The organism is Stenotrophomonas oahuensis (genome assembly GCF_031834595.1).
Lineage (GTDB): Bacteria > Pseudomonadota > Gammaproteobacteria > Xanthomonadales > Xanthomonadaceae > Stenotrophomonas > Stenotrophomonas oahuensis.
The window spans coordinates 303149-329670 of sequence record NZ_CP115541.1; the positions used below are offsets into that span (position 1 = coordinate 303149).

Genomic DNA, 26522 nt, shown 5'->3' on the forward strand with positions numbered 1-26522 from the left:
ACGACCGCACCGCCACAGGGCGGTGCGGGTCGAATGCGGTGGCACCCGCTACGGGTGTCTGCGACACCTGCAGTTCGCCGTCGGGCCCCAAGGCTGCATACACACGGGCCTGGGCCGGGGCCGCGGCGGCTAATGCCACCACGGCCCCCCAACACCAGTGACACTTCACGACACAGTGTCGGCCACCACCGCGGCAAACAGCTCGCCTACGGTGCAGACGCGTTCCAGCGCGTCCGGCTCAGGAATGTGCCCGCCCAGCTCTTCGATCTCGATCAACAGGGCGTGCATGGCCAGCGAGTCGATGCCGAGGTCTTCCACCAGACGTGCCTGCTCGCCGATCTCGGCGAGGTCGCGACCCAGGTGGTCGGCCAAGCAGTGGCGCAGGTCGTGCAGAGTAAACTGCGTGGTCACTGCATCATCCTCAGGTTCTGCTCCCGGGTCAGACCACTACTGAAAATGGGCATGGAATCACGCTCATTGACGACGATCGGCTTCTCCGTCAGCGGCTGCGGGTTCGGCACGAATCGGGGCCTCTTGTCCAGCTGCACAGAGTGCTCGTCCATCAGTTCGTCGAGGGTACCTTGATGCCACTTGATCGAATCGTCATCGCTCGCCTCACTGGGAGCTGCACTGGAGCCGATGCTGTTCAGCGGCGGATCGAACAGAACTCGCTTAGCGACGTGAGCACCCGTGCCGCCGTCGGACGCTGCGGATTCGCTGCTCGGTGCCGCACTACCCTTGAGCAGTCCGAAAACAGACGGCTCGCGCTTCACCGGTTGCGTCCGCAGACTGCTCAGCATGTCGCGAAGCTTCGCGTGCGAATCCTGGGCACCGGGCACAGGCTGACTGAAGGGTGTAACGCCGGCTTCCGGATCTACCGGATCCATCTGCTGCGGCTGTGACTGTAGCCACTGCGCAACCTGCCCCATGTTGTTCCGCGGGGCCTTCAACGGATCACGCATTTCGCCGCCGGCGTCAGGCACCACCGGCTTGGACGCAGCGTCTGCCCAAGCAGCAGCACGCTCAAACGCCTTGCCAAAGGTTTTCTGCGGAGCAGGATCCTTCCCCTCCTTGACGTTGATTCTCTTCAGTTCTTCACGGATGTTGAGTGGCTTGAGGACCATACCCGCATTGCGAGCCTCTTCACGCGCATTAAGCACCCGCGCCAACTCCAGGTACTCATGCTTTTCGGGGGCCAGTTCATGACGTGCACCGCGCCACGGCGCTGCCTTGATGATCTCTTGTTCCTTCTGGTACTTCACCAGATCACTCGGCATGACGTGCGCGCCGAAGTTCAGCGCAAAGCGTGAAGCATCCTGGCGCACCGGAATGACTTCTTTCCGACCCGTCGCGTCCACCACCTCTTCGTAACCCTGCACCAGGCGAGGCGGCCTCTCCCGGACCACACGGCGAGTCATGGGATCATCCGCCAGATCGTCCAAGTAGAACTTGAACTCCTCCACCGGATTGATGGGCTGGAACATTTTTGCAGCCGCGGCCCTCGCGGTACTTTCGTCTTCACGAATTGTGGTGAACCCTGCCCGGACAGGCGGCGCATCGTGCGAACGCGCGTTCGACGTCAGGGTCGCGTCCTGATCCAGCCGCGACGCAAGTTCGTTCGTGGCTCGCGCGTCATCTTCCAGCAGATTGGCCAGCGGCGGATCCGGATTCACGTCTGCGTCCTGCGGCTCCACGACTGGAATGAGGACCTCCGTGACATACGTCAACGGCGTGCCTGACTGGCGAAGCGTTTCATTTTCAATCCGCTCGCGCCCATTGACATCGACGCGAACGGGCGACCGCAGGTTATCGAATCTTCTCAGCAGCTCCTCAGTGCTGCCCGGGTCGTTGTCATCACCCACCGGCTGCTGCTCTCCATCCCGGAGCCCCACGTCCAGTGAACGGGAATTATCCTCCTGCGCATTCACTCGCACCGAGGGGTCCGGAGAGATCGCATCGTCGAGGCTGTCATCAGCGTCGCCCTCGGCAAAGGTATTGTCATTCGTCTCGGAGACAGTATGGACCGGGTGCTGTTGCGGGTGAAGCGTGCCCGCCCCCTCTTCATTGCCATTCTGCACGTTGTTCGAGCCCGCGTGGAATTCGCGCTTCAAGCTCTCGCCGTTCAGCTGGGCTGATTCCGCCAGGTCTGTCTGGATCTCGATACTGCCCGTAGTCGTAGCCCGCCGCGGATCTTGGGCGGGGGTGCCAACATTGCCGCCGGGGTTGTGGATGTCAGTGATGAGGTGACCGCAGCCGCGGTTGCGCTCCAGGCCCAGCTTGAACGCCTCCAGCATGCCATGGATGGTGATTCTGTGCTTCTCAAGGTCGACTTCCGCCAGTCGCGCGGCGCTCGCGCCGTCCACCGTCGACTTGTTGCCCATCTTGCCGAAGTCGTTGTAGTTCACGGCGACGTTCTTGCCGTCGCCTGCGAACTCGCGCAGGCCCGGCGGCAGGTCCGAAACGCCCTTCTCTTTGTTGGGCTGAGCGCCCTCCTTTCCGGGATCACGTTCGACCACGAACTCCGGAATCTTCAGCAGCTGGATGACTGCGGTTACCGCTGCCTGGGGATCCGCGACATCCAGCTCGACGTTGACCATGCACTCAACAGTCCTCATGGCTTGGGCGTTCAGCAACTCCGTCAGGTCGATCGCCCCTGCGCCGTCTTTTGAAATCCTCTCAACCAGATCTGGGCGCTTGTCAACCAAGGCGTTCATGATCGGCTGCGGGAGAATTGCCCGGCCGATGGCTTCCATGAGCCTCTGCCCACCAATGATGGATGAGCAGGATTTGACACACAGGTCCGCCTTGTCATTCAGCTTGGCCACCGCCTTCTCAAGCGTCTTCAGCGCGGCACCTTGGGGCGGCGTCCGGCAGCCACCAATCGCGATACCCAGGTCCACGATCATCTTCGTGACCTGCCGCTCGAGGGCACGAAGATCAGAGTCCCCAGGTGCGTCTTTGACCAGCTCGACCACAGCAGCGTGTGAGGCCCCGAGTGCGGCGATCCGTTGCAGAACGATGTTTCCGATGCCACCCCCAGAGTTGAGCCACCCCAAGGTCCTCTGGATGCATTCCTGCTCGCGAGCGGAGAGATCGGAAGCGTTCGCCATGACGTCCTGCGACTTGCTCATCGCAAAGCCGAGTGCATCCCGGTGGTAGGCACCGCTGACGCTGGACATGCCACAGCGGAAGGGGTTCTGCTTTTCGTTTCGAATGTTCGCCAGGGAAATGCCCTTGACTACCTTCGCAGCATTGAAAGGGACGTACTGTGCCCGGTGCATGCCGGACGATGAGGGAATGATCGGCATTGGGTACTCCTGAATCGTTGAAACGTGTGATCTCTCGACAGCGTGCTTCCGGCACCGCCGTCGTGTGTCTGGTTGCTCTCAGTGCCTGACGGCATTGACGTTGATGACGAAGTCCGGCACGAGCATCAGCTCACGCAACCCGGTCTCCCAATGGTGGTAGGTGGACATCTCGATCATCCTTCGAATGACGCACTCGGTTTCGTACAGCGCCTGCCTGTCGAGCACGTCCAGAAGCTCCAGCCCCTTGCCCGCCAGCGGATCCGACGCCGAGGCTTCAGAGGAGTAGCGCTCTCGTACGTGATCGAGCAACGGGCGAGTCAGCAACACCCCCGCCATTCCGTCAATCAGCTTCTGCGCGTCGACTTTTGATACGCACTTGATGATTTCATCACTGGCGATATCAAGCGTTCTTGAAAACTTCAGCGTAGCCTTCTCGGCGTCCCAACAACCCGTAGGCGCTGACCGACAGTAGCCAGACTTCGATCCCACCTTCGTAATGGTCTGCTCCAAAGACCTCCGGCAACGGACCGCATCATGGTTGTCGGGCTCACTCCTGATCATCGCCGTCAAGCCTGCGTGTACCGCCCCAAGAACGAATATGTAGCGCAACGCGATGTTCCCTAGGCGTTGAGAATTCTTGGGACCCAGCCACAGCAGCGTTTGGTTCAGCGCCTTCAAGCGGTGACGAGGCGCGCCTTGCCTCGCGGCTGCAATTACGTCGTAGCAGATGCTGATGGCATGGCCGATCGCCTCCCGGCCGTGAGGACCGGCCGCAGTCGACAACTGGCAATAGGTGAAGCTGGGTTCCGGAACATTCCGCAGATCGGCAAGATCGAGACTCCTGACCATCTGCTCCAGATTGATTGGATCTGGGACTACTGGGCGCAGCGGTGCATTAGGAACACTTGACGCAACACGAAACATTCGAGATCTCCCACCGGGTTATGAATCAGATGCCGTTGACGAAGCTCATATCGGCGTCGGTGATTTTGTCGATGGTGGAGCTGAGAATCTTTACAATATTGTCGAATTGTTGAGTTGTTTCACTCAACTTCTCACCCAGCACTTTGCTCATGTGCTTGATCTGCTCGACGTTACCGTCCTTGTTGGACACCCAGGCGTTGTACTTGGCGCTGTCCCAGGTCTCTGCGAACTCAATGATGTCGCCATTGGGAAGTTCCACGGTGTGATTGTCTGGCAGACTGTCACGAATTGCCTCTACAGCACTCATGTCGATCTTCACCACGTATGTCCCGTCGGGCCCTGGCGTTGCCTTCAGGCCGGGCAATCCCATGTTGTCAACGAAAGCCTGCGCTTCGGCTTCGCTGGAGAATGACGCGAGTGCCTTGTCATCCATGCCGTACTTCTGCATGAGCTTGGACAGCCCGTCTTTCACAGCTTTGGCATAGAGTTTGACGTCACCCTTATCGCCAGACCCCTCGATCTTCAGCTTTTCCAGAATGTCCTGGAACTCCTCATAGAACTCAAGGAACGTTTTCATCGCGTCTTGGTACTTGCTCAGCCAGTTCTCTTTGAGGGCAGCGAGCAGCAGACCAATCTGTTCATAGAACTCTGAATGCGAGTTCCAGACCAGGCCGCTGGCGTCTTTGTCCGCCGGATTGATGATCGGGTCATTGGCTTCCGCCGGTCGCTCTTCGCGCGTATGGCCGAAGTCCAGGAAGCCGAGCGCGCGCAACAGGTCGTGCGTGGGACGCCAAGTCTCATCGATGGCTTCGCCCACGGCCACCGCCAGACGCGACTCGCGCTCGCGGTGCTTCTTCAGCTCCTCGACGACTTCAGGGTGCAGCAGAACCTCGGGATGGTGGGGCACCAACGTGGACGCGGCGATCGGTAGCCCCAGTTGTGCTGCGGCGGCATGGCCGAACTGTTGGGATGCGGCCCGTTGAGCGGTGTAGCGCTGCACCGCCTGCGATTGACGGCTCCACGCGTGGCGCGCGTTGTCTAGGAAAACCTGGGCCTGGCACAAACGCGCGCAGGTGGCTGCGTCGACAGGCGGTAATTCAGGTGCTTGCTGCGCCACAGCGACGGCGTGGGCAATGGCGTGGCGCGGGCTGACCGGCGCGGCGGGTTGAATCGAAATGCTCATGGGTTCTCGGTGTTGTCCGGTGCTTCGCAATGCACGTGAAGCGTCATCTGAATGTGCGCCACCCTGCAGTAGTGCACGGGTGGCGCGTTGGGTTGAACAAAAGAGTCAGAGGCCGTTGACGAAGCTCATGTCGGCGTCAGTGATCTTGTCGATGGTGGAGCTGAGGATTTTCACGATGTTGTCGAACTGCTGGGTGGTCTCACTCAACTTTTCACCCAGGACCTTGCTGATGTGCTTGATCTGTTCGACGTTGCCATCCTTGTTGGACACCCACGCGTTGTACTTCGCGCTGTCCCACTTGGTGGGGATCTCGTTTCCATGATTGTCATACTTGTTTTCAGGGAGACTCTTGTGCAGGTCATCCACGGCCTTCGTGTTGATCTTTACCGCCCAGCCGCCTTTGCTGCTTTCGGAGGGTTCCATTCCAGGCAAGCCCAGGTTGTCGATGAACGCCTGGGCCTCGGCTTGGGTGGAGAACGTGGCAAGCGCATGGTCGTCCCTGCCGTACCGCGCCATGAGCGAATCCAATTGGGAAATCACGTCATTGGTGTAGAGCTTCACGTCGCCCTTGTCTCCGCTGCCTTCCACCTTCAGCAGTTCGAGAATGTCCTGAAATTCCTCATAGAACTTGAGGAAGTTCTTCATGGCATCCTGGTACTTGCCGAGCCAATTCTGCTTCAGCGCTGCCAGCAGCAGGCCGATCTGTTCATAGAACTCGGAATGCGAGTTCCAGATCAGGCCACTGGCGTCCGGTGCTTCCGGGTTGATGGGCAGCGCCTCGCCCTTGTCCGGACGTTCTTCGGGGGTGGGACCAAGGTCCAGGAAGCCCAAGACGCGCAGCAGCTCATTCGTGGGCCGCTGGGTATCGTCGATGGCATCACCCAGCGCCTCGGCCAGCCGCGATTCGCGCTCGCGATGCTTCTTCAGCTCTTCCAGTACCTCTGGGTGCGCGCTCACCTCGGACGGAAGCGGCGCCAGCGTGGACGGTGCCACTGGCAGGCCCAACTGGGCGGCAGCGGCCTGACCCAACCGCTGCGATGCCGCCAACTGTGCGGTGTAACGCACCGCAGCCTGCGATTGCTTGGCCCACGCCTGGCGGACGTTGTCCAGAAACACCTGGGCCTGGCCCAGCTTTGCCGTGGTGGCGGGATCAATGGGCGGCAGTTCGGGGGCTTTCTGTTCGGCCACCGGAGCACGCACCAGGCCGTGGCGGGCGTCGACCCGTAGTGACGGGGGAGGTATGGAAGTGGTCATGCGCAGCTCCTCAGGACTTGGAGATGATGTGGCTGCTGGTGCTGGATGCCAGATTCATCAACGTCTCCAGCAGCTGACCGGTGGCCTCGCGCATCTCGCGGTTCTTCACCTGCTGGTCCTGGTGTGCGTCGGCAACGCGTTTGAAGGTCTCGGCCACACTCTGGATGAGCAGTCGCTCGGCCTCGGTCTGCTCCACCTCGATCTGCATACCCGCATTGGCTACGCCGCCCGCGGAGGAGGAGATGGTGTTCAGGAACATCGCATTCGACGCCGGAATCTGCGACTGGGCCATGCGGTAGCTATGGGCCGAATGCAGGAATTCCGGATCCTTCTCTGATGCCACTTGCCGGGTCGTCTGCTTCATGGCAGACGTGTATGACGTCATATCGTCCTGCAGGTCCGCCGCAGCACGCGCGTCGCCGCCCTGCTGCTTGACCGCTGAGCCATCCAGGTTGCGCGCGCCGCGATGTTCGGCCGAAGGCAACGGATTTGACCGGGCAGCGTGATTGGTCCTGCTTGAATCGACGGCGGTGCGATGCGCCTTGTTCAGGTGATCCACATTCGAGCCGGTCTGGATCTTGGTCGACTTGAACGACTGGTGCACAGCCGCACCACCCACGGCGGCGGTCACACCGGCGGCCAGTGCGGTGGCCACGACGTTCTGCTTCGCCTTCTCCACGCCCAGCTCGCCGGCACGGATGGTCATCTCACGATTCAGGATGATCATGTGCGAGTTGTTGCGGCGGTCCATCGATTCGAACTCCAGCAGCAACTGGCGCAGGAAGGTCAGCAGGTTCGCAAAGGGGTTGCCCTTGATCCATGCGCCAAGATTGGCCAGACGATTGGTCGCGTCCACGTCCCCGCCCGTGGCCGGCTCGGAGAAGGCGGTGTCCGGCTGGACGGCAGTATCAGTGCGGACAGCATTGACCGCAGCCGCTTCGGTCAGCCGCAGTTCCGTGCCCGGTTCTGTCTTGATGGGGTCGGTCGGAACCAGGCCGGCCAGCATCGCCGGCAGCTTGGCAATGATGCCGCGCAGCAACGTGGCGGCCTCGCCCAGGGGGATGGTGGGGGCACGCAGGTTGACCAGCTCGCCGATGGCGGTTGTCCCTTCCGCGATAAGCCGCTCCGCCACCGCATGGGTCAGGTTCGCGATCTGTGCCGCGCTCATCTCTTCGACTTTGACCGGCGTATCTGAGCGGGCCTTGGTCTCGCCCGGCAGGACTGACTGAACGTGCTGGAGCGCGTTGGGTACTGCAATTCCGATGGTCATGTAGGTAATCCTGAAAGTTTGGTGGATTCAGATCAGGCGGCCGCGCCGATCCGTGAGGTGATGTGCGAAGCGGTCTCATCCTGGATGGCGCGCACCTCGGTCATTTCCTGGAACAGCGCCGCGATCAGCGTGTTGGTCTGCAGGTAGTAATCCAGGATCATCTGGATCAGGTCGCGGAAGATGGCCGAGTCGGCCATGCCTTCTTCCAGCTCGGCCTGCAGCTTGGCGGCATCCACATACATGTCGGCGATGACAATATTGCCCACCCCCATCGCGGCCTGATTGCCGAATTGCATGACATGCATGGCCTTGGTGGCCTGCCCGGCGCGCACCGCCAGCGTATCGGCGTCACTACCGACCACTTTGGAGACAGTCTTGCTGAGCGATGCGGCTACGTCGTCCACGGTGTTCTTCACGGTGTGCGCGGCCGCTTTCACCATGGCCGGCAGGGCCTTGCTGATGGCCTCGGTGACGGCCTTGGTCACCGCCTTGGTGATGGTCTGCACGGCGACCGTGCTGGCGGCCTTCTTGCTGATGAAGGCAACGGCCACGACCATGGCGGCCACGGCGATCAACGCGACCACATCCTTGATTTTGTCGACGATGTTGTCCGGCACGCCCAGCGCCTTAAGTACGCTGCCGACGACCTTGGCCACTTCCTGGACCAGCTTCATTACCAGCTTCATGATCGGCTCGAGCACCTTGCCCAGGGGGTCGAAACCAAACTCCTGACCGATGGCCAGTGCCAGACCGATGCCGGCCATTGCCATACTGGCACCGCCGGTGAACGGCGCGGCCACGACAGCGACCACGGTGATCACCCAGCCGATGATCTTACCCAGGCAGCCCATCTTCTTCTGGGCCTGTTCGGCCTTTTCCAGCTCGCGCTGGTACTCTTCCGAGCGACGCATGTTCTCAGCTTCGCGTGCCTTCAGCATGGCCTGGACGAACTCGGTGTCCTTCGCGAACTTCTTCAGGTTGGCGTCGCCAATGAGCTTCTGCAGCACGGCCAGCAGGAACTCGAGCTCACTCTGGTTCGTACGCGCGCCCTCATCGCCACGTGCACTGATGCTGCGGCTGGGGTCCAGTTTGTCAGCCTGCTGCTTGAAGTCTTCCAGATCCTTCAGCGCGTTGTTGAGCGTATTCAGAACCTCGTTGAGCTTGGCATGCAGGGCGTCCACCGTACCCTGCTGCGCTGCAACCTTGCCCTTGGCCGCCTCCAGCTGCGCGCGTAGCGCCTCCTGCTCTTCCGGCGGGGCCTGTTCCAGCTCCCGCTCCAAACGCGCCACTTCCGCCTGGGCGTCCTTCAACGCCTGCAAGGCTGCGCTCAGCTCGCCTTCGGCCAGGCCTACTTCACTCTGGGCGGCATCGACGACGGCCTGGGCCAGACGGATGGCTTCAGAGAGTTCCTCGGCTGTGGCGGCGTGTGCGGCCAGTCGCTGCTTGACCAGCTCCAGCTGCGAGGCCAGTTTGCGGCTGTTCTCCAGATTGAGGGTATCGCCCAGCATCATGCTGAACATCAGCAGCGCCGCTTCCGGCGTCATCGGTGCCTGCGGCTGACCCGGAGTGCCCGGGTTCTGGGCGTGCGCGGCGCGCTGAAGGCGCGGCATGTCGGCCTGGCGCAGCTCCGGCTTGCCCGGGTCCTGAGGCTTGGTGGTGTGCGCTTCGCTGGCCTGCTCGGTAGCGGCCTTTGCCAGCTGCGCGACGACCTGCTCATCGATCGCCTGGATCTGCTGCATGGACGCTGCGCCGAAGCCGGCTGCGCTTTTCGCGGACTGCTCAGAAGACTTGCCGGCAGCGCCGGTGAAGGCGTACGGCGTGGCACCAATGGCGGCGGAGAAATTCATGGGGAATCAGGTTTCCTGGGTGTGTTCCGGGGGTTCGCTGTCGGTGCTGGCCATGGCCTGCAGATAGGCGTTGGCCTTGTTCACCAATGCAGCATCGTCCGAACGCTTCTGGACCGACTCAAAGCAATCACGCGCCAGTTGCAGCTTGCCCATGGCCAGATGACACTGGCCGACATGCAGCATTGGGCGCTCGTCGCGCTTGAGCAGGGCATACGCCAGTGCGTACATGTCGATGGCTTTGGCGTACTGCTTCTTCATCTGCAGCACGGCGGCCAGCCCGAGGGCGTAGTCACCGTTGTAGAAGTCGTACAGGTAGAGGAAACGGAAGAAGGTTTCCGCCTCATCCAGCCGGCCATCGGTATAGAAGCGATGCGCGTACGCATAAACGCTTTCCAGCATGTCGTCACTGACACCCTTGAGGTCTTTCAGGGCGGCACCTTGTTGGGCACCTTCCATCAGAACCTGGGCCATCTCATCCAGCATGGCCTGGTCGGCGTCGGATCCAGCAGTGTTTTCGGGGGCAGTGGAGGTCATTCGGTTGTTACCTGGGTTGGGTGCCACCGGTACTGCAGGACAAGCACAGTGTGGCGTTGGGGGCAAGAGGGGGCTTTCGTGTTTCACTCATTTGGTGTGTCGACCAACGGTCGACACCTACCGGCGTGTCACCCAGGGGGTGACACCTACGATTCGGGTTCCGGTTCCTGGTCCTTGGCCTTCTGGCGTTCGATGTCGAGCAGCCAGTCGAGGATGCGCAGGATGGGTTCGGCGAAACGGCTGGGGGCGAACTGGTAGCGCTTGGTGCTGAAGTAGATGCCGCGTGCCAGCGAGATATCGCGCACCACGGGTACGCCGAGCTTCTCTGCCAGCTTGATCACCTTGCGTGCGCGGTTGCCGCGCTCGCGTACCGAGACGAATTGCAGGCCCGGGTAATCCGGGTGCAGGAAGATGCCCACCGCAATGTGCGTGGGGTTGGCGAGGATCATGGTGGAACCGGCCACGTCGGCCTGCACCTGACCGGAAAGCTCTTCGTTGATCTGGCGGCGCTTCTGTTTGATTTCCGGGTTGCCGTTGTGGTCCTTGTGCTCCTGCTTGACCTCGCTCTTGTCCATGCGCATCTCGCGGATGTAGAGGCGATATTCGACAAACGCGGCACCGAAGATGATCGGGGACAACACGCCCAGCAGCAGTGCGGTGCTCTTCCAGCTGACGCTGTGCCACAGGGCACCCGCCGCCTTGTCCGGCAGCATGACCTGGCCAAACAGCGTGGGTGCGAAGATCTTCCAGGCCAGGAATGCGAACACGGTGCCAGCCAGCAGATACAGCACGGCCGTTACCGCGCCCTTCACGGTCTTCAGCGAGAACAGATTCTTGAAACCGGAGATGGGGTTGACGCGAGCCAGGTCGATGCGCACCGCCTCAGCGGCGATCACGCCCTTGCTTTGAATGAGTGAGATCAGAACGGCAGCGATGATCGCGGCCACGCCCACCGGCACCGCCATCCACAGGAACGCCATGGTGGCCTGGTGGGCGGCCTCGGCCGGGGTCAGCGCGAAGCCGCGCTCGGCCATGCCCCGGTAGAAGGCATGCAGGTGGCCGGCCGAGGTCGCCGTGGCCAGCGCGACCAGGCCGGCGACCAGCACGGCGGCACCGGCGAGGTCGCGGCTGACGTAGCTCTTGCCCTTCTTCGACTCTTTGAGGAGTCGGTGCGGTGTCGGCTTTTCGGTCTTCATTGGGCGGCCGGCAACAACAGCTTCAGCGCATCGGTGCTGTCACGGATCAGCGGCACCTGACGGGCGATGGTGGGCATGAGGTAGAGGAACAGCGCGATGAAGGCGATCAGCGACTTCACCGCCAGCGAGATCGAGAACGGGTTCAGCTGCTGCGCGAAGCGCGACAGGGTGCCAAGCAGAATCTCGACCAGGAACAACAGCAGCAGCACCGGCAGCGCCATGCGCACCGCACCCGCCAGCAGCGTGCCGGCGAAGTCCTGCAGGTTGCCGAGGTTCAGCGACATCGGCCCGCCCATCGGCACCAATGCGTAGCTGTCCTGGATCACCTCCAGCAACGCGATCATGCCGCCGGTGGCCATGAACACCACCACGCTCATCAGCTGCAGCAGGTTGGCCAGTTCGGTGGCTTCCATGCCGCTGACCGGGTCCAGCATCGCGCCCACGCCGGCACCACGCTGGTTGTCGACGATTGCGCCCATGCCGTGGAAGATGTGGAACGGCAGCGCCACCACGAGGCCGATGGCGGTGCCGATCAGCACTTCGCGCAGCAGCACGCCACCCATCGACAACATGTCCTGCGGCATGCCGATGGCGGTGCCGACGGTGGCCGGCCACAGGCCGATCAGCACCATCACCGTAACCACGGTGCGGGTCATCTTGGCCGGCATGACGCCCGGAGCCAGATACGGCACCCAGACCAGACACGCGCCGATGCGGGCCATGCCCAGCACCAGCGGCAGCAGGTGGTCACGGCTGAGCGCAACCAGGTCGGCGTCAAGAGGCGACAGCTGCATGGCTCACCCGGTCAGCGCGGTCTGCAGGGCCAGGCGGGCGAAGTCGAGCATGCGCGCGCTCATCCACGACATCAGCAGCAGCAGGCAGGCGATGACCGCCAACAGCTTGGCACCGTAAGGAAGGGTCTGCTCCTGCAACTGGGTGACGGTCTGGAACAGACCGATGGCCAGGCCGACGATGGTGGCCACCGCCACCGGCGCGGCCGACAGCAGCAGAATCAGCAGCAGGCTTTTGTTGCCCATGAACATGATCGCGTCCATGGCGCTACATCGGCACGTCGAGGTACTGGCGGACCAGACCCTGCGACAGCAGGCTCCAGCCATCCATCGCCACGAACAGGATCAGCTTGATCGGCGCGGAAATGGTCACCGGGCTCATCATCATCATGCCCAGCGACAGCAGTACGCTGGACACCACCAGGTCGATCACCACGAACGGCAGGTACAGGTAGAAGCCGATGCGGAAGGCGTCCTTCAGCTCGCTCAGGGCATAGGTGGGCATCAGCGCGAACAGCGAGCGCTCATGCGGCTCCAGCGCCGGCAGCGGCTGGCCGGGTTCGGCCTGGCGGGCGCGCTCGAAGAACTCCAGCAGCTCCGGATCCGAGTACGTGGCCAGGTAGACCTTGTAGCCGTCCAGGCTGGAGTCGAGGAACGCGATCACCGCGGCCACCGAGTTCAGCGGTGCCTCCAGCGCGAGGTAGGCTTCGTACATGTTCTGCACGATGGGCTGCATGACATAGAACGCCAGCATCAGCGCCAGCGCGTTCAGCACCATGTTGGACGGCACCTGCTGCAGGCCCAGCCCATTGCGCAGCAGCACGAACACCACCGAGAACTTCAGGTAGCAGGTGCCGGCGGCAATGATGAAGGGCAGCAGCGCTGCCATGGACATCACCGCAATCAGCGAGATGTCGTTGTTGACGAAGCTCATGACAGTACGGGGGCCTGATGCAGCTGCACGCCGAGTTGTTCACCGACCTGCACCAGCTCGCCACGGGCGATGGTCTGGCCGTTGACCCGCAGCTGCAGCTGGGTCCAGGCATCGGGCGGCAGGTTGAACACGGTGCCCGGCTGCAGCGCGGCCAGATCACCGACGCGCTGCTGCAGCTGGCACAGGACCACCTCAACGGTGACCGGCAGGCGCGCCACGTCCAGGCCCGGCGGGGCGAGTGCCGGCGCGCCCGTGGCGGGCAACGAGTCGTAGCCGACGGTATCGGTTTCGTCGTCGGGGAAATCGAAGGGGGTGTTCACGGAAACGGTCTCCAAAGTGAAATCGAAGGTGTAAAGGCGCTGCGCGCGATGCCGCGCGATGGGCTGGAACTGCTCCAGCAGCAGCACGCTGCCCGGGGCCAGGCTGCGCAGCCGCGGCAACGGCAGGGTCAGGCGCGCGACTTCCAGTTCCACCGGCACGCACAGGTCCAGGGCCGCGTCGGTGGCGCGCAGGTGCGGGACGACATCTGCCTGTTCAATCCAGGCCGGGCCCTGCGCGGTGATCAGGCGGGGCTGCGGCTGTCGGGTCCGCGCCATCAGGCTGGCGGGAAGGACATCGCGCAGGGTCACCTGGCTGCCGGCCAGCACCACATCGGCGAAATCGAGCAGGCGCGCATCGGGCAGCCAGCGCCCCAACGTGTCGCGATCAACCAGCTCCGACCACGCGAGGCCTTCCAGTGCCGGCAGCATCTGCGGGCACCAGTCGTCGGCGGCAACCACCAGCTGCAGCGTGCCGAAGGGGCCGCTGGCGTCGAAACGCAGCATCGCGCCCCGTTCCGGCGGCATGCCCCACTCGAGGCGCAGCCCCAGGCGCGCAGCCTCGGCCGCGACCCGGGCCTGCGCCACGTCGGCCTCGGTCAAGGCGGCGAACGGCCAGTGGCGCGCACTCATGGCGTGTCCTGCTCCTGCTGCTGGCGGCGACGGCCGTCCGGATCGGTCTCGAGCGCGGCATCCACGCCCTGCCCTTCACCGGCCAGACGCACCTGCACGCCGTCAGGTGCCGTGCTGCTGCCCAAGGCCTGGCTTACGCGGGTCGAGGACGGCTGCAGGGTCCAGTGGCCGCCCTGCTGACGTGCCACCACGGCGTGCCCTGCGCCCCAGCTGTTGAAGCTGTACTCCACACGGGATTCGCCACGGGCGCGCTGGGCCAGCATTTCCTGGGTCTTCTGCGCCTGCTGCACGTGCTGCACGCTGCGCTGGGTTGCGGCATGGGTGTCGCCGCGGGTCTGCGCGGCTTCGCTGGTGGCGGCGTCGGCGGTGTGGCGCGCGGCGGCTTCCTGTGCGTTCATCGCCGGCATCGGCGTGGTGCTGGTCTCGGGACCATCGGCCGCCGCGCGGGCTTCCGGCGCAGCTGCCTGCGCGGCCCCCTGCGCTGCGCGCGTGGGCATGCGGTTCTGGTCCGCACCGGTGGCAGGGGCGGCGGCGGCCGCGGCCGATGCGGCGCGTGCAGCCTGCGCCCGCGCGTCTGCTTCACGCAGGGCGCGCAGGGCGGCTCCGGCTGCGGTCACCGGCGGCGGCAGCTCTGCAGAGCCGGTCATCGTGCTGGACGGCTTACCCGGCGATTCGACAGACATACTCGACAGCGGGCCCGGCAAAACCGGCCCGTTGGCCTGCATGCCTTGCCCGGTGCCGGCAGTGGAAACGCCGTTCTGCGGCTGCGCCGACGTCGATGTCGACTGTGCAGTGGGCACCTGCTTGCCGGGGGGTGGGAAGATGGGGGCCGGACGGGCGGCTGCACTGTCCGAACGCGCTGCGACCAGCGACAGGCCCGGCCACAGCGGCAGCAGCGGCGCATCTGCATCCGTGCCACTCACCAAGCGCTCGATGTACGCGTCCCGCTCGTCGTCGAAATCGTCATCGAACTCGAATTCGGCACCTTCGTCAGGCACTTCGTCAGCGTCGTCAACCGGCAGTACGCCGGGGTCTTCCAGCGCGGGCGGTGCCTCGATGCCACCGCTGCCGGGATCACCAAAGGCCTCGACCGGTGCATCCGACGACGTACCACTGCTGCCCGCAGCGGAAGCGATGGAGACGCTGTCGTCATTGCCTGCGCTGGCGGACGACGCCGTACCGGCGTGCGCCTGCGCACTCCCCTGCGGCACCGAAGCGCCTGCCTTGTGGTGCGCTTCTTCCATGCGCTGCAGCAGCGGCTGCACACCGCTCACTGCGTTGATCGCCGCAATAGCGGGCTCTTTCTGGATGGTCAACGACATGCGTACTCCTCTTGTATCTGGCGTTCGTCGCGGCGTTGCTGCGCCTGCCGACGATGGCGTTCGAGACGCGCACCGGCGGCATCAAGCCGGCGTGCGCGCGATTGTTGTTGGGCGGCACTACGCCGCAGTTCCTGTTCCTGCTGCCGCGCCTGCTTGGCCTGGGCCAGCAGGTCCCGGGCGCGCAGGTCGCACTCCAGGACGTGAGCGCGGGCGATGGCGACCGCACGCAGACGGTCGAACAGGCGCTGCCGGTCCAGACCCAGCTCCTGTTGCACCTGTGCGTCGAGCAGGCGCGCATTGGCCTGCACGCGCAGCTCGCCGGCCTGGGCGTCATGCGCTGCCGCGACGTCTGCCTGCGCAGCGGCATCGCGGCGCAGCCGCTGCGCACGCTGGTCCACCCATTGCGCGATACGGCGCGGGTCAGCGGACGACGGCATGCAGGGCCTCCACTGCTGACGTGGCCGGCACGCGCTCATGCAGCCCCTGGCGCAGGAACGCGTTGAGCCTCGGTTCGCGTGCAACGGCGTCGTCCTGGTCGGGCTGCGCGCCCGGACGGTATTCGCCGATGTCGCGCAACAGCTGCAGGTCTTCCAGCCGGCCCAGCAGGCTGCGCAGGCGGTTCGCCGCTTCCCCTTGCGCGGCGTCGGCCAGGCGCGGATACAGACGACTGGCGCTGCGCAGCACATCGATGGCCGGGAAGTGCCCGCGCTGGGCCAGGCGTCCACTGAGGTGGATATGCCCGTCCAGCAGCGACTTCACTTCCTCGCCGACCGGATCGGGATCGCTGTCGTCTTCCAGCAGCACGGTGTAGAACGCGGTGATGCTGCCCTGCACGGTATTGCCGGGGCGCTCGACCAGATGCGGCAAGGCTTCGAACACTGACGCAGGAAAGCCGCGCCGCGCCGGTGGCTCACCCGCGGACAGCGCAACGTCGCGCAGCGCGCGTGCGTAGCGCGTGGCCGAATCCATCACCAGCAGCACGCGGCTGCCCTGCTCGCGGAAGTACTCGGCAATGCGGGTCGCCACCATGGCGGCGTTGACACGGGTGGCCGGTGAGCTGTCCGAGGTGGCCTGCACGACAATGGTGCGGGCGGCATGCGGACTGCCGCTGATGGACTCGACAAAGGCGGCGACCTCGCGACCGCGCTCGCCGATCAGGGCGACCACCCGCACATCGCAGTCGGCGTTGGTCAGCAGCATTTCCACCAGGGTGGTCTTGCCGCAGCCGGCGGCGGCGAACACGCCCATGCGCTGGCCTTCGCCGACCGTCAGCAGCGCGTCGATGGCGCGCACGCCGGTATCGAAGGGGGTGTCGATGGCGCGGCGCTGACGGTAGTCCAGCGCGGCGGCCTGCACCGACGCCGCGCGCCCCACCGCGCTGACCGACGGCTCGGCTTCCGTGGCCGGGCTGCCCAACCGCTCAACGATCTCGCCAAAGCCATCCACCACACAGCCGAGCAGCTGCGGGCCCAGCTTCACCTGCAGCGGTCGACCGGTCGGCACCACCAGCACGTCAGCGGCCAGCCGCGAAGGCGCACCCAGCAGCGCCACGGTCGCCACGCCCTCGTCCACCCGGGTGACCACGCCGTGGGTCAGCAGCTCGGCATCGCCGGCGGAGCGACGGACATGGCAATGCTCCCCCACCGCGACCTGCGGCAGTGGCACGCGCAGCTCACCGGCGCGCAGCGCCAGCGGTCGCGCACAGGGACGCCACAGGGGCACGGCCGGATTCACCGCAGCAGTGCCTGCAGTTCGAGCACGCGCCCGTGGAAGCTCTCAATGGCCTCTGCCATCAGCGAGGACTGGTGCTGGCAGTCGGTCAGCAGCATGCCGCCGACCAGACAGGCGTCGTCGATGACGCGCAGCGACAGGCAGCCGTTGGCGAAGTGCGCGGACGGCGCGGACAGCGCGGTCAGCAGTTCCTCGGCACGATTGCTGAAGCGCATGTCCGGCGAGGTGTCCAGCCGGCCCCACAGGAACACCGTGTCACCCACCGGATCCAGCAGCAGCTCGCCAACGTCGGCAAAACCCATCACCACCGAGGAATGGGTGTCGAACTGGAACCGCGAGGGGTCGCAGCCCAGCTCATTCAAGGCGGCGTTGAGGGTATCGAGCAGGTGGTTCATATGCTTCTCATGACATCAAGGGTGACTGCATCGGAGATCTCTCCGAACGACAGCACCGGGGTGGAGGGGAGTTTGTTTTCGATGAACCGCTTGACGAAGCGGCGGATGTCCGGGGCCACCATCAGCACCACATCGGGGCGGTAGACGGACACCTCGCCCACGTGCAGGGCGAAGCGGTCCATCAGTTCGTTGGATTCGGTGGGCTCCAGATTCAGGTAGGCCGCGCCTTGGCTCTGGCGGATGCCGCTGCGGATCTGGTCCTCGACCTGGCTGGACACCAGAATTGCGGGTATGCGACCGTCGCGCGCGAAGCGTGCCGAGATGTAACGGGCCAGTGCACTGCGCACGTGTTCCACCAGCAGGATCACATCCTTCTCGCGCTGCCCCCACTGCGCCAGGGTTTCCAGCACCACCTTCATGTTGCGGATGGAGACGTCCTCGCGCAGCAGACGCTGCAGCACCTCGGCCACGCGCTGGATGGGCATGTGCCGGTAGGCCTCCTTGACCAGCTCGGGGAAGCGCTTTTCCAGCGCATCCAGCACGTGCTTGGCTTCCTGGATGCCGAACAGTTCGCCGACGTTGCGCAGGACCGCGCCATGCACAAGGCGACGCAGCTCCTCGTAGTCAGTGGCGACTTCGCAACCCATCGCCAGCACATCTGCCTGCGATGCGGCCGGTACCCAGCGCGCCACGGCTCCTTCGTGTGGTACGGTCAGGCCCATGTTCAGCGCATCGAGTTCGTCCTGACGACCGAGCACGCGCACGTGACCGCCGACCACCTGCCCGCTGGCGGCGGGAATCTCGTTGATCAGCACTTTGACCTGGTGTTCCTGGGTGGGCTCGTGTTGGCGCAGAACGAACGCGGCAAGCTGCATGCCGGTGTTGATGAAGGCATCGTTGCGCAGTTGCTCTTCCCATTTGCCGGCAGTGGCGGCTTCGTGCAGCGGGCCGGGCAGGAGCAGGATCAGCGGCAGGGTTTCGCTGGTGAGGTTGCCGCTGCTGTTGCCGCTGGCATCCGCGCTGGCGGCTGCACCGGCGGTACCTGTGGCACCCGTCCCTGATGCCGATTCCGCAGTGGAACCACGGCGCATGCGCCAGAACAGCATGGCCGCCAGACCCATGGCCAGGCCGGCGAACACCGGCAGCGGGAAGCCAGGCAGGAAGCCCATCAGCAGGATCAGGATCGCCCCGATGGCCAGCACCACGTTGCTGTTGAACAGCTCGCCCAGAATGCTGGCACCCAGGTTGTTGTCCTCGCCGCTGACGCGGGTGACGATGAAGCCGGCGCTGATGCAGATCAGCAGCGCGGGAATCTGCGCCACCAGGCCATCGCCGATGGTCAGCAGGGTGAAGGTGTTCAGTGCCTCGCCGAACGGCATGCCGTGCTGCAGCATGCCCACCGCGATGCCGCCGAACAGATTGACGAACACGATGACAATGCCGGCGATGGCGTCGCCCTTCACGAACTTCATGGCACCGTCGTACGAGCCGTACAGCTGGCTTTCGCGCTCGACGTCGCGACGGCGGCGCTGCGCCTCTTCCGAGGTGATGGCTTCGGCACGCAGATCGGCGTCGATGCTCATCTGCTTGCCGGGCATGCCGTCCAGCGAGAAGCGCGCCACCACTTCACCAATACGCTCGGAGCCCTTGGTGATGACGATGAACTGCACCAGGGTGATGATGGCGAAGATGACCGCGCCCACCACCAGGTTGTCGGCCACCACAAATTCGCCGAAGGCGTTGATGATGTGCCCGGCATCGGCGTCGACCAGGATCAGACGGCTGGTGCTGACCGACAGCGCCAGCCGCATCAGCGTGGTGAACAGCAGCACCGACGGGAAGGTGGAGAAGCTGAGAATGCGCTCCACGTAGAACGAGCTGAGGAAGATGACAATGGCCACCGCCATGTTCAGCGCGATCAGCAGGTCCACCACCAGGGTCGGCAGCGGGATGATGAGCATGGCCACCACCACCGCCATCAGCACCACCAGCGCCAGTTCCGGGCGCAGCATGCCGCGCACGCGCGCGCTCAGACTGCCAGAGTTCAGGGCCGCGCTCATGCCAGCCCCCCGGTGAAGCCGCCGGTGTGGCCGCGATCACGTTTCATGCTTTCCACCACCATTGTCTCCAGTTGCTGCATGGCCACCTCGCGCGCCTCTGGCCCGACCCAGATGGCATCGGGCAGGTCTTTGAGCGCACGACGAAGGGCCTGGATCAAACGCACCCGCTGTTCGGTGGCCAGCGCCACACGCGCTGCGGCCAGCGGACCGGCAAACAGGCCTTTCCAGTCCTGCAGGCCGCGCACGACATCCAGCAGGCCCACCACCACCGCGTCGGCGCGGGTGGCCATACGGGTCAGCAGGCCGGTGCGCTGGATGTCGTCCACCAGCAGCTGGTCCACCGAACGCAGCACGGCCAGCTTGCGCACCTGCCCCAGCAGGTAGCCGAACTCCAGCAGCGATGCGCTGGGATCGAGCGAGAACATGTCGGCGGCGATGGCCTGTTCCATGAAATCGACAATCACCGCGCGCCGTTCAAACCCGTACTGCTCGATCCAGGCGATGTACTCGCCCGCGCAGTCCTGCGGATTGCCAAGAAAGTCGCGATAGCTCTGGCGCAGCGCGCGGGCCGAAAGCTGCGCGTTGCGGGACGCCAGCCGTGCCTTGACCGCGACGTTGGCCCCGCCGCGCATGGCCGCACCGTTGCCCTGTGCGGCCTGCTCTTCGAGCAGCTGCTCCAGGGTGGCCTCGAGCAGCTCGCGCATGGCTTCCAGCTCGTCTTCGCCGAGCAGCGCGCGCAGCACCGCCAGCACGTCGCTGGGATCGGGGAACAGCTGCTTCAGCAGAGACATCACCTGCGAGGGGCTGCGCATGCCGCCGAGCTGCTCACGGAAGCCGGACAGCTTCTGGTGAACCTTCTCGTCCAGCACGTGGTCGATCCACGCTTCGGGCGCACCGGTACCGGCCGCGTTCTGCTGGTCACGACGGCGCTGCAGCGAGGCCATCAGGGCCCCGATGTCGTCGCTCATCGCCAACGCGGTGGCCAGCGCGCCCGGCCGGCGCGGTGCCGGTGCCTGGGTGCGGGCGTCGTCGTTGCCTTCGGTCTGCTGGGTGGCCGACTGTCGTGTGGCGGGCACCGGTATCGCCCGCGGGCCGGGATTAATCGCGGGAAGCGCCATGCGCGGCCTCCAGCTCGGGCAGGCCCTGCTTCAGTTCCTCCAGCACGTCCTGCAGCGGCTCACCCACGTCCTGGCCATACAGCTGCTGCATGCGGGCGGCATCGAGCATGTCGCGCTCACCCAGCACGCGCGGCTGGATCAGGAACACGCGTACCAGGTTGTCGTGGCTGCGGGTGTCCTGGCCGAACAGCTTGCCGACCCCGGGAACACGGCGCAGGCCGGGAATGCCGCTTCTACCGTTGTCCAGCTGACGCCGGGTATAGCCGCCGATCAGCAGGCTGAGCTGGTGCGGTACGCGCGCGACGGTGTCGATCATCGTGCGGCTCACGAGCGGCAGGCCGCTGTCGAAGCCGGATGAGCTGGCTCCGCCATCTTCCACCGCCAGTTGCAGCTCCACCTCTTCCATGCTGGAAATACGCGGGCGCACACTGACGAGCGTGCCGTAGGTCACCTGTTCCAGTTCGACGATGCGCTCGCCCACCAGCTGGGTGTAGAAGGTCTGGTTGCTGTCGAAGTAGGCCGGCACGTTCTCCTGGGTCAGCAGCACCGGGCGCGAGACGATCTGCGCGTCGCCGGTGCTGGTCAGTGCCTGCACCGAGGCGAGGAAGCGCGGGCCATCCAGGGTGGTGGCCGGAATGCCGTCGTTGATGCCGATCTGCAGGCGGTTGCCGATGTTGATGCCGCCGCTCCAGCTCACGCCCAGGCGGTCGAGCTCGGTCTTCTTGATGTCGATGATCCACAGCGACAGCTCGATCTGCTTGCGCGGGGTGTCCAGCTCGGCCACCAGCCGCTTGATCTGCTCGATCTGGGCCAGCGTGCCGCGCACGATGATGCTGTTGGTTTCCGCATACGGCATGACCCGGGCCGGGCCCGGACCGCTCGACTGGCTCGCGGGCTGCGGCGCGGGAATCTGCACCTGCGCAACCGCCGGCAGCGCTTCTTCCACCACCAGTGCCGCATCGGCTGGCTGTGCCGCAGGCTGCTTCACCACCGTACCGAAGTCGCCCGTCTGCAGCACCTGGGACAACACATCGGCCATGCCCGGCACGCTCTGCGCTTCGCCGCGCACGGCGTAACGGCGGCCATGCACGAAGCTGTGTTCGAGTTTGATCACCTCGACATGATTCGGGCTGGCATCGGCCCCTTCATACAGCTCGTCCAGGTAGCGCGCGGCGTTGAGCACGATGTCCACATAGACCGGCGGGCCGGCCACGTAGAAGGTGCCGTCAGCCCCGCCACCGCGCACCACATAGCGCGGATCGGCCAGCTTGGCCTTGCGCAGGAAGTCGTTGAGCGTGGCCACCGAAGTGGAACGCAGCCGGCCGACCGCGTTCTTCTGCTCGCTGGCCTCGTACACGTAGATGGACTGGGTATCGCTGTACCAGACCAGGCCGACATCGGCGGAGACTTTGTTGAGCACGTCGAATGGGCGGGCCAGGTCGAAACTGCCGCTGACCTTCTTGCGCTGTGCCTTGGCACTGACCACGACGGCCTGGCGCGCCTTGGCCCCGATGGCATTGAGCAGGTGCTCGGCGCTTTCTCCGCGCGAGACGAAGCCGGCCGCGTGCGGTAGATCAGCGCGGTCGGAAATGGCGGTGCCTTCCAGCGGGGTCTGCGCGCGGACAGCGGGCGCAGCGGCAAGAACGGCAACGGCAGTGAACAGCAACAGGGAGTACGGCAGGAAACGCATGGATTACTCGGCAGGCGTCTTGACGGCGCGGTAGACGGACAGAGGGGAGCAGCCGATCAGGGCCTTGATGTCGGTACAGAAGTGCGACAGCGAGGCGTAACCGTGGTCGGCGGCCAGATAGGTGAACGAACGCGCCCGCCCCGGGTAGGCCAGCAGGGTGCGCGCGGCGCGCAGGATGCGCAGCTCGCGTTTCAGCGGTCGCCCCAGCACCTGCCGGCAGCGACGGTGGAACTGGGCCGAGGACAATCCATAACGCTCGGCAAGGGTGGCCACGCTGTGCTCGCCGCCTTCCTTCAACAGAAAGCGCATGAGCCCGTAACTTTCGCTGCGGGCCAGATGGCGCAGCAGCGCCGCCAGCGGGGTGGAATCGGCAACATCAACGGCCAAGCTGTGCGGGGCACGCGCCAACTGATCAATCAACCAAGCGGCCGCCACATCCGGCTCTTCCACCGCCGCCGTGACCGGCCAGCACACCACCGGCGGCTCGGCGCTGTGACGCACCGCGTCGCGCACATGGTCAAAGTGCGCCAGCGCACGTGCCATGCCACTGCCGGCCAGCGGTACGACCTGCAGGGCCGGATGCCGCGGCACCGGGCTACCGGCCAGCAGCAGGCGCTGTCCCGGAGCCAGCCGCACCACATTGCCGGCGGAGTTGAACTGGACGGTGTCCTGGCCTGCATTGACGATTACCTGCATCCCTCATCTCCCGGTCAGATCCGTAAACGTGGACGGCGCAACAGGCACCCTCTTGGACACGGCCGGCATGATGGCGACGGGGGCGGAGCGAGGCTTTACAAGAAATTCGAAAGCGACGGCGGAATGCGGTATACCGGGCAACCTGTTCAGAAACGACAGCTGTCCGGAGTTCCGATGTCCTCCCCCCTGCTGGGTCTTCACCACGTCGCGCTGATCTGCGCCGACTACGCGCGCTCGCGCGACTTTTACGTGCGGGTGCTGGGGCTGACCGTGCTGGCCGAGCACTACCGGGAGGCCCGGGAGTCCTGGAAGCTGGACCTGGCCCTGCCCGACGGCGGCCAGCTGGAGCTGTTCTCGTTCCCGGCTGCCCCGCCCCGGCCCAGCCGGCCGGAGGCGCAGGGGTTGCGGCACCTGGCGTTCCGGGTGGCGGCGCTGGAGCCGGTGATCGAGCGGCTGGCGGCGGAAGGCGTGGACTGCGAGCCGATCCGGGTGGATGAGTACACCGGGCGGCGGTTTACCTTCTTTGCCGATCCGGATGGGCTGCCGCTGGAGTTGTACGAGATTGGATGAATGGGTTCATCCGCTCGTTCCGTACCTTGGCGAATGGGTATACAGTCGCGGGGTGCCGGCATCGCGCCGGTTTTCATGAACATCCCTGGGAGGGGAACCATGCGCAAGACGTTCAAGACCCTGCTGTTGGCATTGCCGCTGGTGATGGCCGCGATGTCGGCCAGCGCCGCTGACAGCGCCGTGGGCCGCTGGAAGACCATTGATGACAAAACCGGCGAGACCAAATCCATCGTCGAGATCAGCAAGGCGGCCAACGGCACCCTGACCGGCAAAGTGCTCGAGGTCCTGAAATCCGACAAGGGCCCCAATCCGGTCTGCAGCGACTGCAAGGGACCGAACAAGGGCAAGCCGATCAAGGGCATGACCATCCTCTGGAACCTGAGCCAGGACAAGGGCAGCACCACCGAATGGTCAGGCGGCACCATCCTCGACCCGGCCAACGGCAAGACCTACAAGTCCAAGCTGGAACTGCAGCCGGGCGGCAACAAGCTGGACGTTTCCGGCTGCATCACCATCATCTGCCGCGCCCAGACCTGGGTGCGCGAATAAGCAGCGCCCACCGGGCCGTTCACGACGACCCGAAGGCCGAAGCGGCGACGCTTCGGCCTTTTGTCTTGACAGGGCATGCGATAATCCCGCGTTCCCCTGGCAACTGCGTTCATCATGACCCGCACCGCTCTCGTCACCACCGCCCTGCCCTACGCCAACGGCCCCCTGCACCTGGGTCATCTGGTCGGCTACATCCAGGCTGACATCTGGGTGCGCGCGCGGCGAATGAGCGGCGGCAAGACCTGGTTTGTGTGCGCCGACGACACCCACGGCACCCCGATCATGCTCGGCGCGGAAAAGGCCGGGGTGACCCCGGAAGTGTTCATCGCCAACATCCAGGCCAGCCACGAGCGCGACTTTGCCGCCTTCGGGGTCGATTTCGACCACTACGACTCGACCAACTCCGCCGGCAACCGCGCCCTGACCGAAGCCTTCTACACCAAGCTGGAGGCCAACGGCCACATCTCGCGGCGCTCGGTGGCGCAGTTCTACGACCCGGACAAGGGCATGTTCCTGCCCGACCGCTACATCAAGGGCATCTGCCCGACCTGTGGCAGCGCCGACCAGTACGGCGACAACTGCGAGGTCTGCGGTTCGACCTATGCCCCGACCGACCTGAAGGACCCGAAGTCGGTCATTTCCGGCGCCACGCCGGAAATCCGCGATTCGGAGCACTTCTTCTTTGAAGTGGGCCGCTTCGAGGCGTTCCTGCGCGAATGGCTGGCCGGCGATGTGGCCCTGCCCGGGGTGAAGGCCAAGCTGGGTGAATGGCTGAATGCCGAAGGTGGCCTGCGCGCGTGGGACATCTCACGCGATGCGCCTTACTTCGGCTTCGAGATTCCGGGCCAGCCGGGCAAGTACTTCTATGTGTGGCTGGACGCGCCGATTGGCTACCTGTCCAGCTTCCAGGCACTGTGTGCGAAGACCGGCGAAGATTTCGAATCTCACCTGCGCGCCGGCACCAGCACCGAGCTGCACCACTTCATCGGCAAGGACATCGTCAACTTCCACGGCCTGTTCTGGCCGGCGGTGCTGCACGGCACCGGGCACCGCGCACCGACCCGTCTGCATGTGAACGGTTACCTGACCGTGGAAGGCGCGAAGATGTCCAAGTCGCGCGGCACCTTCGTGATGGCGCGTACCTATCTGGACGTGGGCCTGGAACCGGAAGCGCTGCGCTATTACTTCGCGGCCAAGTCCAGCGGCGGCGTCGACGACCTGGACCTGAACCTGGGGGACTTCGTCGCGCGCGTGAATGCCGACCTGGTCGGCAAGTTCGTCAACCTGGCCAGCCGCTGCGCGGGCTTCATCAGCAAGCGCTTCGACGGCCGTCTGGCCGACGCGCTGCCCGATGCGGCGCAGTACGACCGCTTCGTGGCGGCGCTGGGTCCGATCCGCGAGGCTTACGAACGCAATGATCCGGCGGCGGCACTGCGCCTGACCATGGCGCTGGCCGACGAAGCCAACCGCTACATCGACGACCAGAAGCCGTGGGTGATTGCCAAGCAGGACGGGGCCGACGCCCAGCTGCAGGCCGTGTGCACCCAGGGGCTGAACCTGTTCCGCGTGCTGGTCACCGCACTGAAGCCGGTGCTTCCGGCCACGGCCGCGCAGGCCGAAGCCTTCCTGGCCTCGCCGGTGCAGTCCTGGACCGACATCGTCCACCCGCTCACCGCGCACACCATTGCGGTGTTCGCCCCGCTCTTCACCCGTATTGACCCGAAACTGATCGACGCCATGACCGACGCTTCCAAGGACACCCTCGCTGCCGCTCCGGCGGCTGCCGCCCCGGCCAAGGCCGCCAAGCCGGCGGCTGCCGCACCCGCTCCGGCTCCCGCTGCGGCCAGCGACGCTGCACCGGCTTACATCGGCATCGATGACTTCGCCAAGCTCGACCTGCGTATCGGCAAGGTGCTGGTGTGCGAGTTCGTGGAAGGTTCGGACAAGCTGCTGCGCTTCGAACTGGACGCGGGCGAGCTGGGCAAGCGCCAGATCTTCTCCGGCATCCGCGGCAGCTACGGCGAACCCGAAGCGCTGGTCGGCCGCAGCGTGGTGTTCATTGCCAACCTGGCCCCGCGCAAAATGCGCTTCGGCCTGAGCGAAGGCATGATCCTGTCGGCCGGCTTCGACGGCGGCGCGCTGGCACTGCTGGACGCCGACAGCGGCGCACAGCCGGGCATGCCGGTTCGTTGATCGGGCC

At 64.9% G+C, this 26522-nt stretch carries 24 protein-coding genes; 3 read left to right on the plus strand and 21 right to left on the minus strand.

The features are described from left to right. Nucleotides 1-165 precede the first annotated feature (165 nt). From PDM29_RS01395 to PDM29_RS01495, 21 genes are all read right to left on the minus strand, one after another. On the minus strand, nucleotides 166-411 hold the full coding sequence (locus tag PDM29_RS01395) for an acyl carrier protein (protein ID WP_311192119.1): 246 nt from the start codon (nucleotides 409-411) through the stop codon (nucleotides 166-168). Further along, nucleotides 408-3308 (minus strand): hypothetical protein, encoded by a 2901-nt coding sequence (locus PDM29_RS01400; protein WP_311192120.1) that lies wholly within the window; start codon nucleotides 3306-3308, stop codon nucleotides 408-410. Before PDM29_RS01400 ends, PDM29_RS01395 begins: the two co-directional genes overlap by 4 nt. Before the next feature lie 78 nt (nucleotides 3309-3386). Next, the gene (locus PDM29_RS01405) at nucleotides 3387-4232 is read right to left on the minus strand and encodes a hypothetical protein (protein WP_311192121.1); all 846 of its coding nucleotides are present in this window, start codon (nucleotides 4230-4232) and stop codon (nucleotides 3387-3389) included. A gap of 25 nt (nucleotides 4233-4257) precedes the next feature. After that, nucleotides 4258-5415 (minus strand): IpaD/SipD/SspD family type III secretion system needle tip protein, encoded by a 1158-nt coding sequence (locus PDM29_RS01410; protein WP_311192122.1) that lies wholly within the window; start codon nucleotides 5413-5415, stop codon nucleotides 4258-4260. Nucleotides 5416-5520: 105 nt separating this feature from the next. Continuing rightward, entirely contained in the window at nucleotides 5521-6669 is a 1149-nt protein-coding gene (locus PDM29_RS01415) for an IpaD/SipD/SspD family type III secretion system needle tip protein (RefSeq protein ID WP_311192123.1), read from the minus strand. Between the two features lie 10 nt (nucleotides 6670-6679). After that, nucleotides 6680-7939: a hypothetical protein gene (locus tag PDM29_RS01420; RefSeq protein ID WP_311192124.1), complete on the minus strand. Its 1260-nt coding sequence runs from the start codon at nucleotides 7937-7939 to the stop codon at nucleotides 6680-6682. Between the two features lie 32 nt (nucleotides 7940-7971). Further along, on the minus strand, nucleotides 7972-9786 hold the full coding sequence (sctE, locus tag PDM29_RS01425; protein WP_311192125.1) for a type III secretion system translocon subunit SseC family protein: 1815 nt from the start codon (nucleotides 9784-9786) through the stop codon (nucleotides 7972-7974). A gap of 6 nt (nucleotides 9787-9792) precedes the next feature. Then, nucleotides 9793-10320 (minus strand): SycD/LcrH family type III secretion system chaperone, encoded by a 528-nt coding sequence (locus tag PDM29_RS01430; RefSeq protein WP_311192126.1) that lies wholly within the window; start codon nucleotides 10318-10320, stop codon nucleotides 9793-9795. Nucleotides 10321-10466: 146 nt separating this feature from the next. After that, a complete protein-coding gene (locus PDM29_RS01435) occupies nucleotides 10467-11516 on the minus strand; it encodes an EscU/YscU/HrcU family type III secretion system export apparatus switch protein (protein ID WP_311192127.1) in 1050 nt (349 codons plus the stop codon). Beyond that, entirely contained in the window at nucleotides 11513-12310 is a 798-nt protein-coding gene (sctT, locus tag PDM29_RS01440; protein WP_311192128.1) for a type III secretion system export apparatus subunit SctT, read from the minus strand. Before sctT ends, PDM29_RS01435 begins: the two co-directional genes overlap by 4 nt. A gap of 3 nt (nucleotides 12311-12313) precedes the next feature. After that, on the minus strand, nucleotides 12314-12571 hold the full coding sequence (gene sctS / locus PDM29_RS01445) for a type III secretion system export apparatus subunit SctS (protein WP_311192129.1): 258 nt from the start codon (nucleotides 12569-12571) through the stop codon (nucleotides 12314-12316). A gap of 4 nt (nucleotides 12572-12575) precedes the next feature. Beyond that, on the minus strand, nucleotides 12576-13241 hold the full coding sequence (locus PDM29_RS01450; protein ID WP_311192130.1) for an EscR/YscR/HrcR family type III secretion system export apparatus protein: 666 nt from the start codon (nucleotides 13239-13241) through the stop codon (nucleotides 12576-12578). Then, nucleotides 13238-14191: a type III secretion system cytoplasmic ring protein SctQ gene (gene sctQ, locus PDM29_RS01455; RefSeq protein WP_311192131.1), complete on the minus strand. Its 954-nt coding sequence runs from the start codon at nucleotides 14189-14191 to the stop codon at nucleotides 13238-13240. Before sctQ ends, PDM29_RS01450 begins: the two co-directional genes overlap by 4 nt. After that, a complete protein-coding gene (locus PDM29_RS01460) occupies nucleotides 14188-15513 on the minus strand; it encodes a SpaN/EivJ family type III secretion system needle length determinant (RefSeq protein ID WP_311192132.1) in 1326 nt (441 codons plus the stop codon). Before PDM29_RS01460 ends, sctQ begins: the two co-directional genes overlap by 4 nt. Beyond that, the gene (locus tag PDM29_RS01465) at nucleotides 15504-15950 is read right to left on the minus strand and encodes a hypothetical protein (RefSeq protein WP_311192133.1); all 447 of its coding nucleotides are present in this window, start codon (nucleotides 15948-15950) and stop codon (nucleotides 15504-15506) included. The genes PDM29_RS01460 and PDM29_RS01465 overlap by 10 nt, the downstream gene beginning before the upstream one ends. Next, nucleotides 15934-17235, minus strand: coding sequence for a FliI/YscN family ATPase (locus tag PDM29_RS01470; RefSeq protein ID WP_311192134.1), 1302 nt, complete (start codon nucleotides 17233-17235; stop codon nucleotides 15934-15936). The genes PDM29_RS01465 and PDM29_RS01470 overlap by 17 nt, the downstream gene beginning before the upstream one ends. Nucleotides 17236-17243: 8 nt before the next feature. After that, the gene (locus tag PDM29_RS01475) at nucleotides 17244-17639 is read right to left on the minus strand and encodes an InvB/SpaK family type III secretion system chaperone (protein WP_311192135.1); all 396 of its coding nucleotides are present in this window, start codon (nucleotides 17637-17639) and stop codon (nucleotides 17244-17246) included. Continuing rightward, the gene (locus PDM29_RS01480; protein ID WP_311192136.1) at nucleotides 17636-19699 is read right to left on the minus strand and encodes an EscV/YscV/HrcV family type III secretion system export apparatus protein; all 2064 of its coding nucleotides are present in this window, start codon (nucleotides 19697-19699) and stop codon (nucleotides 17636-17638) included. The genes PDM29_RS01475 and PDM29_RS01480 overlap by 4 nt, the downstream gene beginning before the upstream one ends. Next, entirely contained in the window at nucleotides 19696-20817 is a 1122-nt protein-coding gene (sctW, locus tag PDM29_RS01485) for a type III secretion system gatekeeper subunit SctW (RefSeq protein ID WP_311192137.1), read from the minus strand. Before sctW ends, PDM29_RS01480 begins: the two co-directional genes overlap by 4 nt. Beyond that, nucleotides 20798-22507 (minus strand): type III secretion system outer membrane ring subunit SctC, encoded by a 1710-nt coding sequence (sctC, locus tag PDM29_RS01490; RefSeq protein WP_311192138.1) that lies wholly within the window; start codon nucleotides 22505-22507, stop codon nucleotides 20798-20800. Before sctC ends, sctW begins: the two co-directional genes overlap by 20 nt. Before the next feature lie 3 nt (nucleotides 22508-22510). Continuing rightward, complete coding sequence (locus tag PDM29_RS01495) at nucleotides 22511-23203, minus strand: helix-turn-helix domain-containing protein (protein ID WP_311192139.1); 693 nt, start codon at nucleotides 23201-23203, stop codon at nucleotides 22511-22513. 174 nt (nucleotides 23204-23377) lie between these two features. Between PDM29_RS01495 and gloA2 the strand changes: the two genes are divergently transcribed. The 3 genes from gloA2 to metG all read left to right on the plus strand — a co-directional run bounded on the left by gloA2 (nucleotide 23378) and on the right by metG (nucleotide 26515). Then, nucleotides 23378-23773, plus strand: a complete 396-nt coding sequence (gloA2, locus tag PDM29_RS01500) for an SMU1112c/YaeR family gloxylase I-like metalloprotein (RefSeq protein WP_311192140.1) — start codon at nucleotides 23378-23380, stop codon at nucleotides 23771-23773. A 99-nt stretch (nucleotides 23774-23872) separates the two neighbouring features. Then, nucleotides 23873-24322 carry a DUF2147 domain-containing protein gene (locus tag PDM29_RS01505; protein ID WP_311192141.1) on the plus strand — a complete coding sequence of 150 codons (450 nt, stop codon included), beginning with the start codon at nucleotides 23873-23875 and terminating at the stop codon, nucleotides 24320-24322. A 114-nt stretch (nucleotides 24323-24436) separates the two neighbouring features. Continuing rightward, nucleotides 24437-26515: a methionine--tRNA ligase gene (gene metG / locus PDM29_RS01510; protein ID WP_311192142.1), complete on the plus strand. Its 2079-nt coding sequence runs from the start codon at nucleotides 24437-24439 to the stop codon at nucleotides 26513-26515. Nucleotides 26516-26522 lie beyond the last annotated feature (7 nt).

Bases quoted from the DNA above. Each gene is read 5' to 3' on its own strand.
- PDM29_RS01400 (WP_311192120.1), bottom strand. From the start codon at position 3,308: ATGCCGATCATTCCCTCATCGTCCGGCATGCACCGGGCACAGTACGTC.
- PDM29_RS01405 (WP_311192121.1), bottom strand. From the start codon at position 4,232: ATGTTTCGTGTTGCGTCAAGTGTTCCTAATGCACCGCTGCGCCCAGTA.
- PDM29_RS01410 (WP_311192122.1), bottom strand. From the start codon at position 5,415: ATGAGCATTTCGATTCAACCCGCCGCGCCGGTCAGCCCGCGCCACGCC.
- PDM29_RS01415 (WP_311192123.1), bottom strand. From the start codon at position 6,669: ATGACCACTTCCATACCTCCCCCGTCACTACGGGTCGACGCCCGCCAC.
- PDM29_RS01420 (WP_311192124.1), bottom strand. From the start codon at position 7,939: ATGACCATCGGAATTGCAGTACCCAACGCGCTCCAGCACGTTCAGTCA.
- sctE (WP_311192125.1), bottom strand. From the start codon at position 9,786: ATGAATTTCTCCGCCGCCATTGGTGCCACGCCGTACGCCTTCACCGGC.
- PDM29_RS01430 (WP_311192126.1), bottom strand. From the start codon at position 10,320: ATGACCTCCACTGCCCCCGAAAACACTGCTGGATCCGACGCCGACCAG.
- PDM29_RS01435 (WP_311192127.1), bottom strand. From the start codon at position 11,516: ATGAAGACCGAAAAGCCGACACCGCACCGACTCCTCAAAGAGTCGAAG.
- sctT (WP_311192128.1), bottom strand. From the start codon at position 12,310: ATGCAGCTGTCGCCTCTTGACGCCGACCTGGTTGCGCTCAGCCGTGAC.
- sctS (WP_311192129.1), bottom strand. From the start codon at position 12,571: ATGGACGCGATCATGTTCATGGGCAACAAAAGCCTGCTGCTGATTCTG.
- PDM29_RS01450 (WP_311192130.1), bottom strand. From the start codon at position 13,241: ATGAGCTTCGTCAACAACGACATCTCGCTGATTGCGGTGATGTCCATG.
- sctQ (WP_311192131.1), bottom strand. From the start codon at position 14,191: ATGAGTGCGCGCCACTGGCCGTTCGCCGCCTTGACCGAGGCCGACGTG.
- PDM29_RS01460 (WP_311192132.1), bottom strand. From the start codon at position 15,513: ATGTCGTTGACCATCCAGAAAGAGCCCGCTATTGCGGCGATCAACGCA.
- PDM29_RS01465 (WP_311192133.1), bottom strand. From the start codon at position 15,950: ATGCCGTCGTCCGCTGACCCGCGCCGTATCGCGCAATGGGTGGACCAG.
- PDM29_RS01475 (WP_311192135.1), bottom strand. From the start codon at position 17,639: ATGAACCACCTGCTCGATACCCTCAACGCCGCCTTGAATGAGCTGGGC.
- PDM29_RS01480 (WP_311192136.1), bottom strand. From the start codon at position 19,699: ATGAGCGCGGCCCTGAACTCTGGCAGTCTGAGCGCGCGCGTGCGCGGC.
- sctW (WP_311192137.1), bottom strand. From the start codon at position 20,817: ATGGCGCTTCCCGCGATTAATCCCGGCCCGCGGGCGATACCGGTGCCC.
- sctC (WP_311192138.1), bottom strand. From the start codon at position 22,507: ATGCGTTTCCTGCCGTACTCCCTGTTGCTGTTCACTGCCGTTGCCGTT.
- PDM29_RS01495 (WP_311192139.1), bottom strand. From the start codon at position 23,203: ATGCAGGTAATCGTCAATGCAGGCCAGGACACCGTCCAGTTCAACTCC.
- gloA2 (WP_311192140.1), top strand. From the start codon at position 23,378: ATGTCCTCCCCCCTGCTGGGTCTTCACCACGTCGCGCTGATCTGCGCC.
- PDM29_RS01505 (WP_311192141.1), top strand. From the start codon at position 23,873: ATGCGCAAGACGTTCAAGACCCTGCTGTTGGCATTGCCGCTGGTGATG.
- metG (WP_311192142.1), top strand. From the start codon at position 24,437: ATGACCCGCACCGCTCTCGTCACCACCGCCCTGCCCTACGCCAACGGC.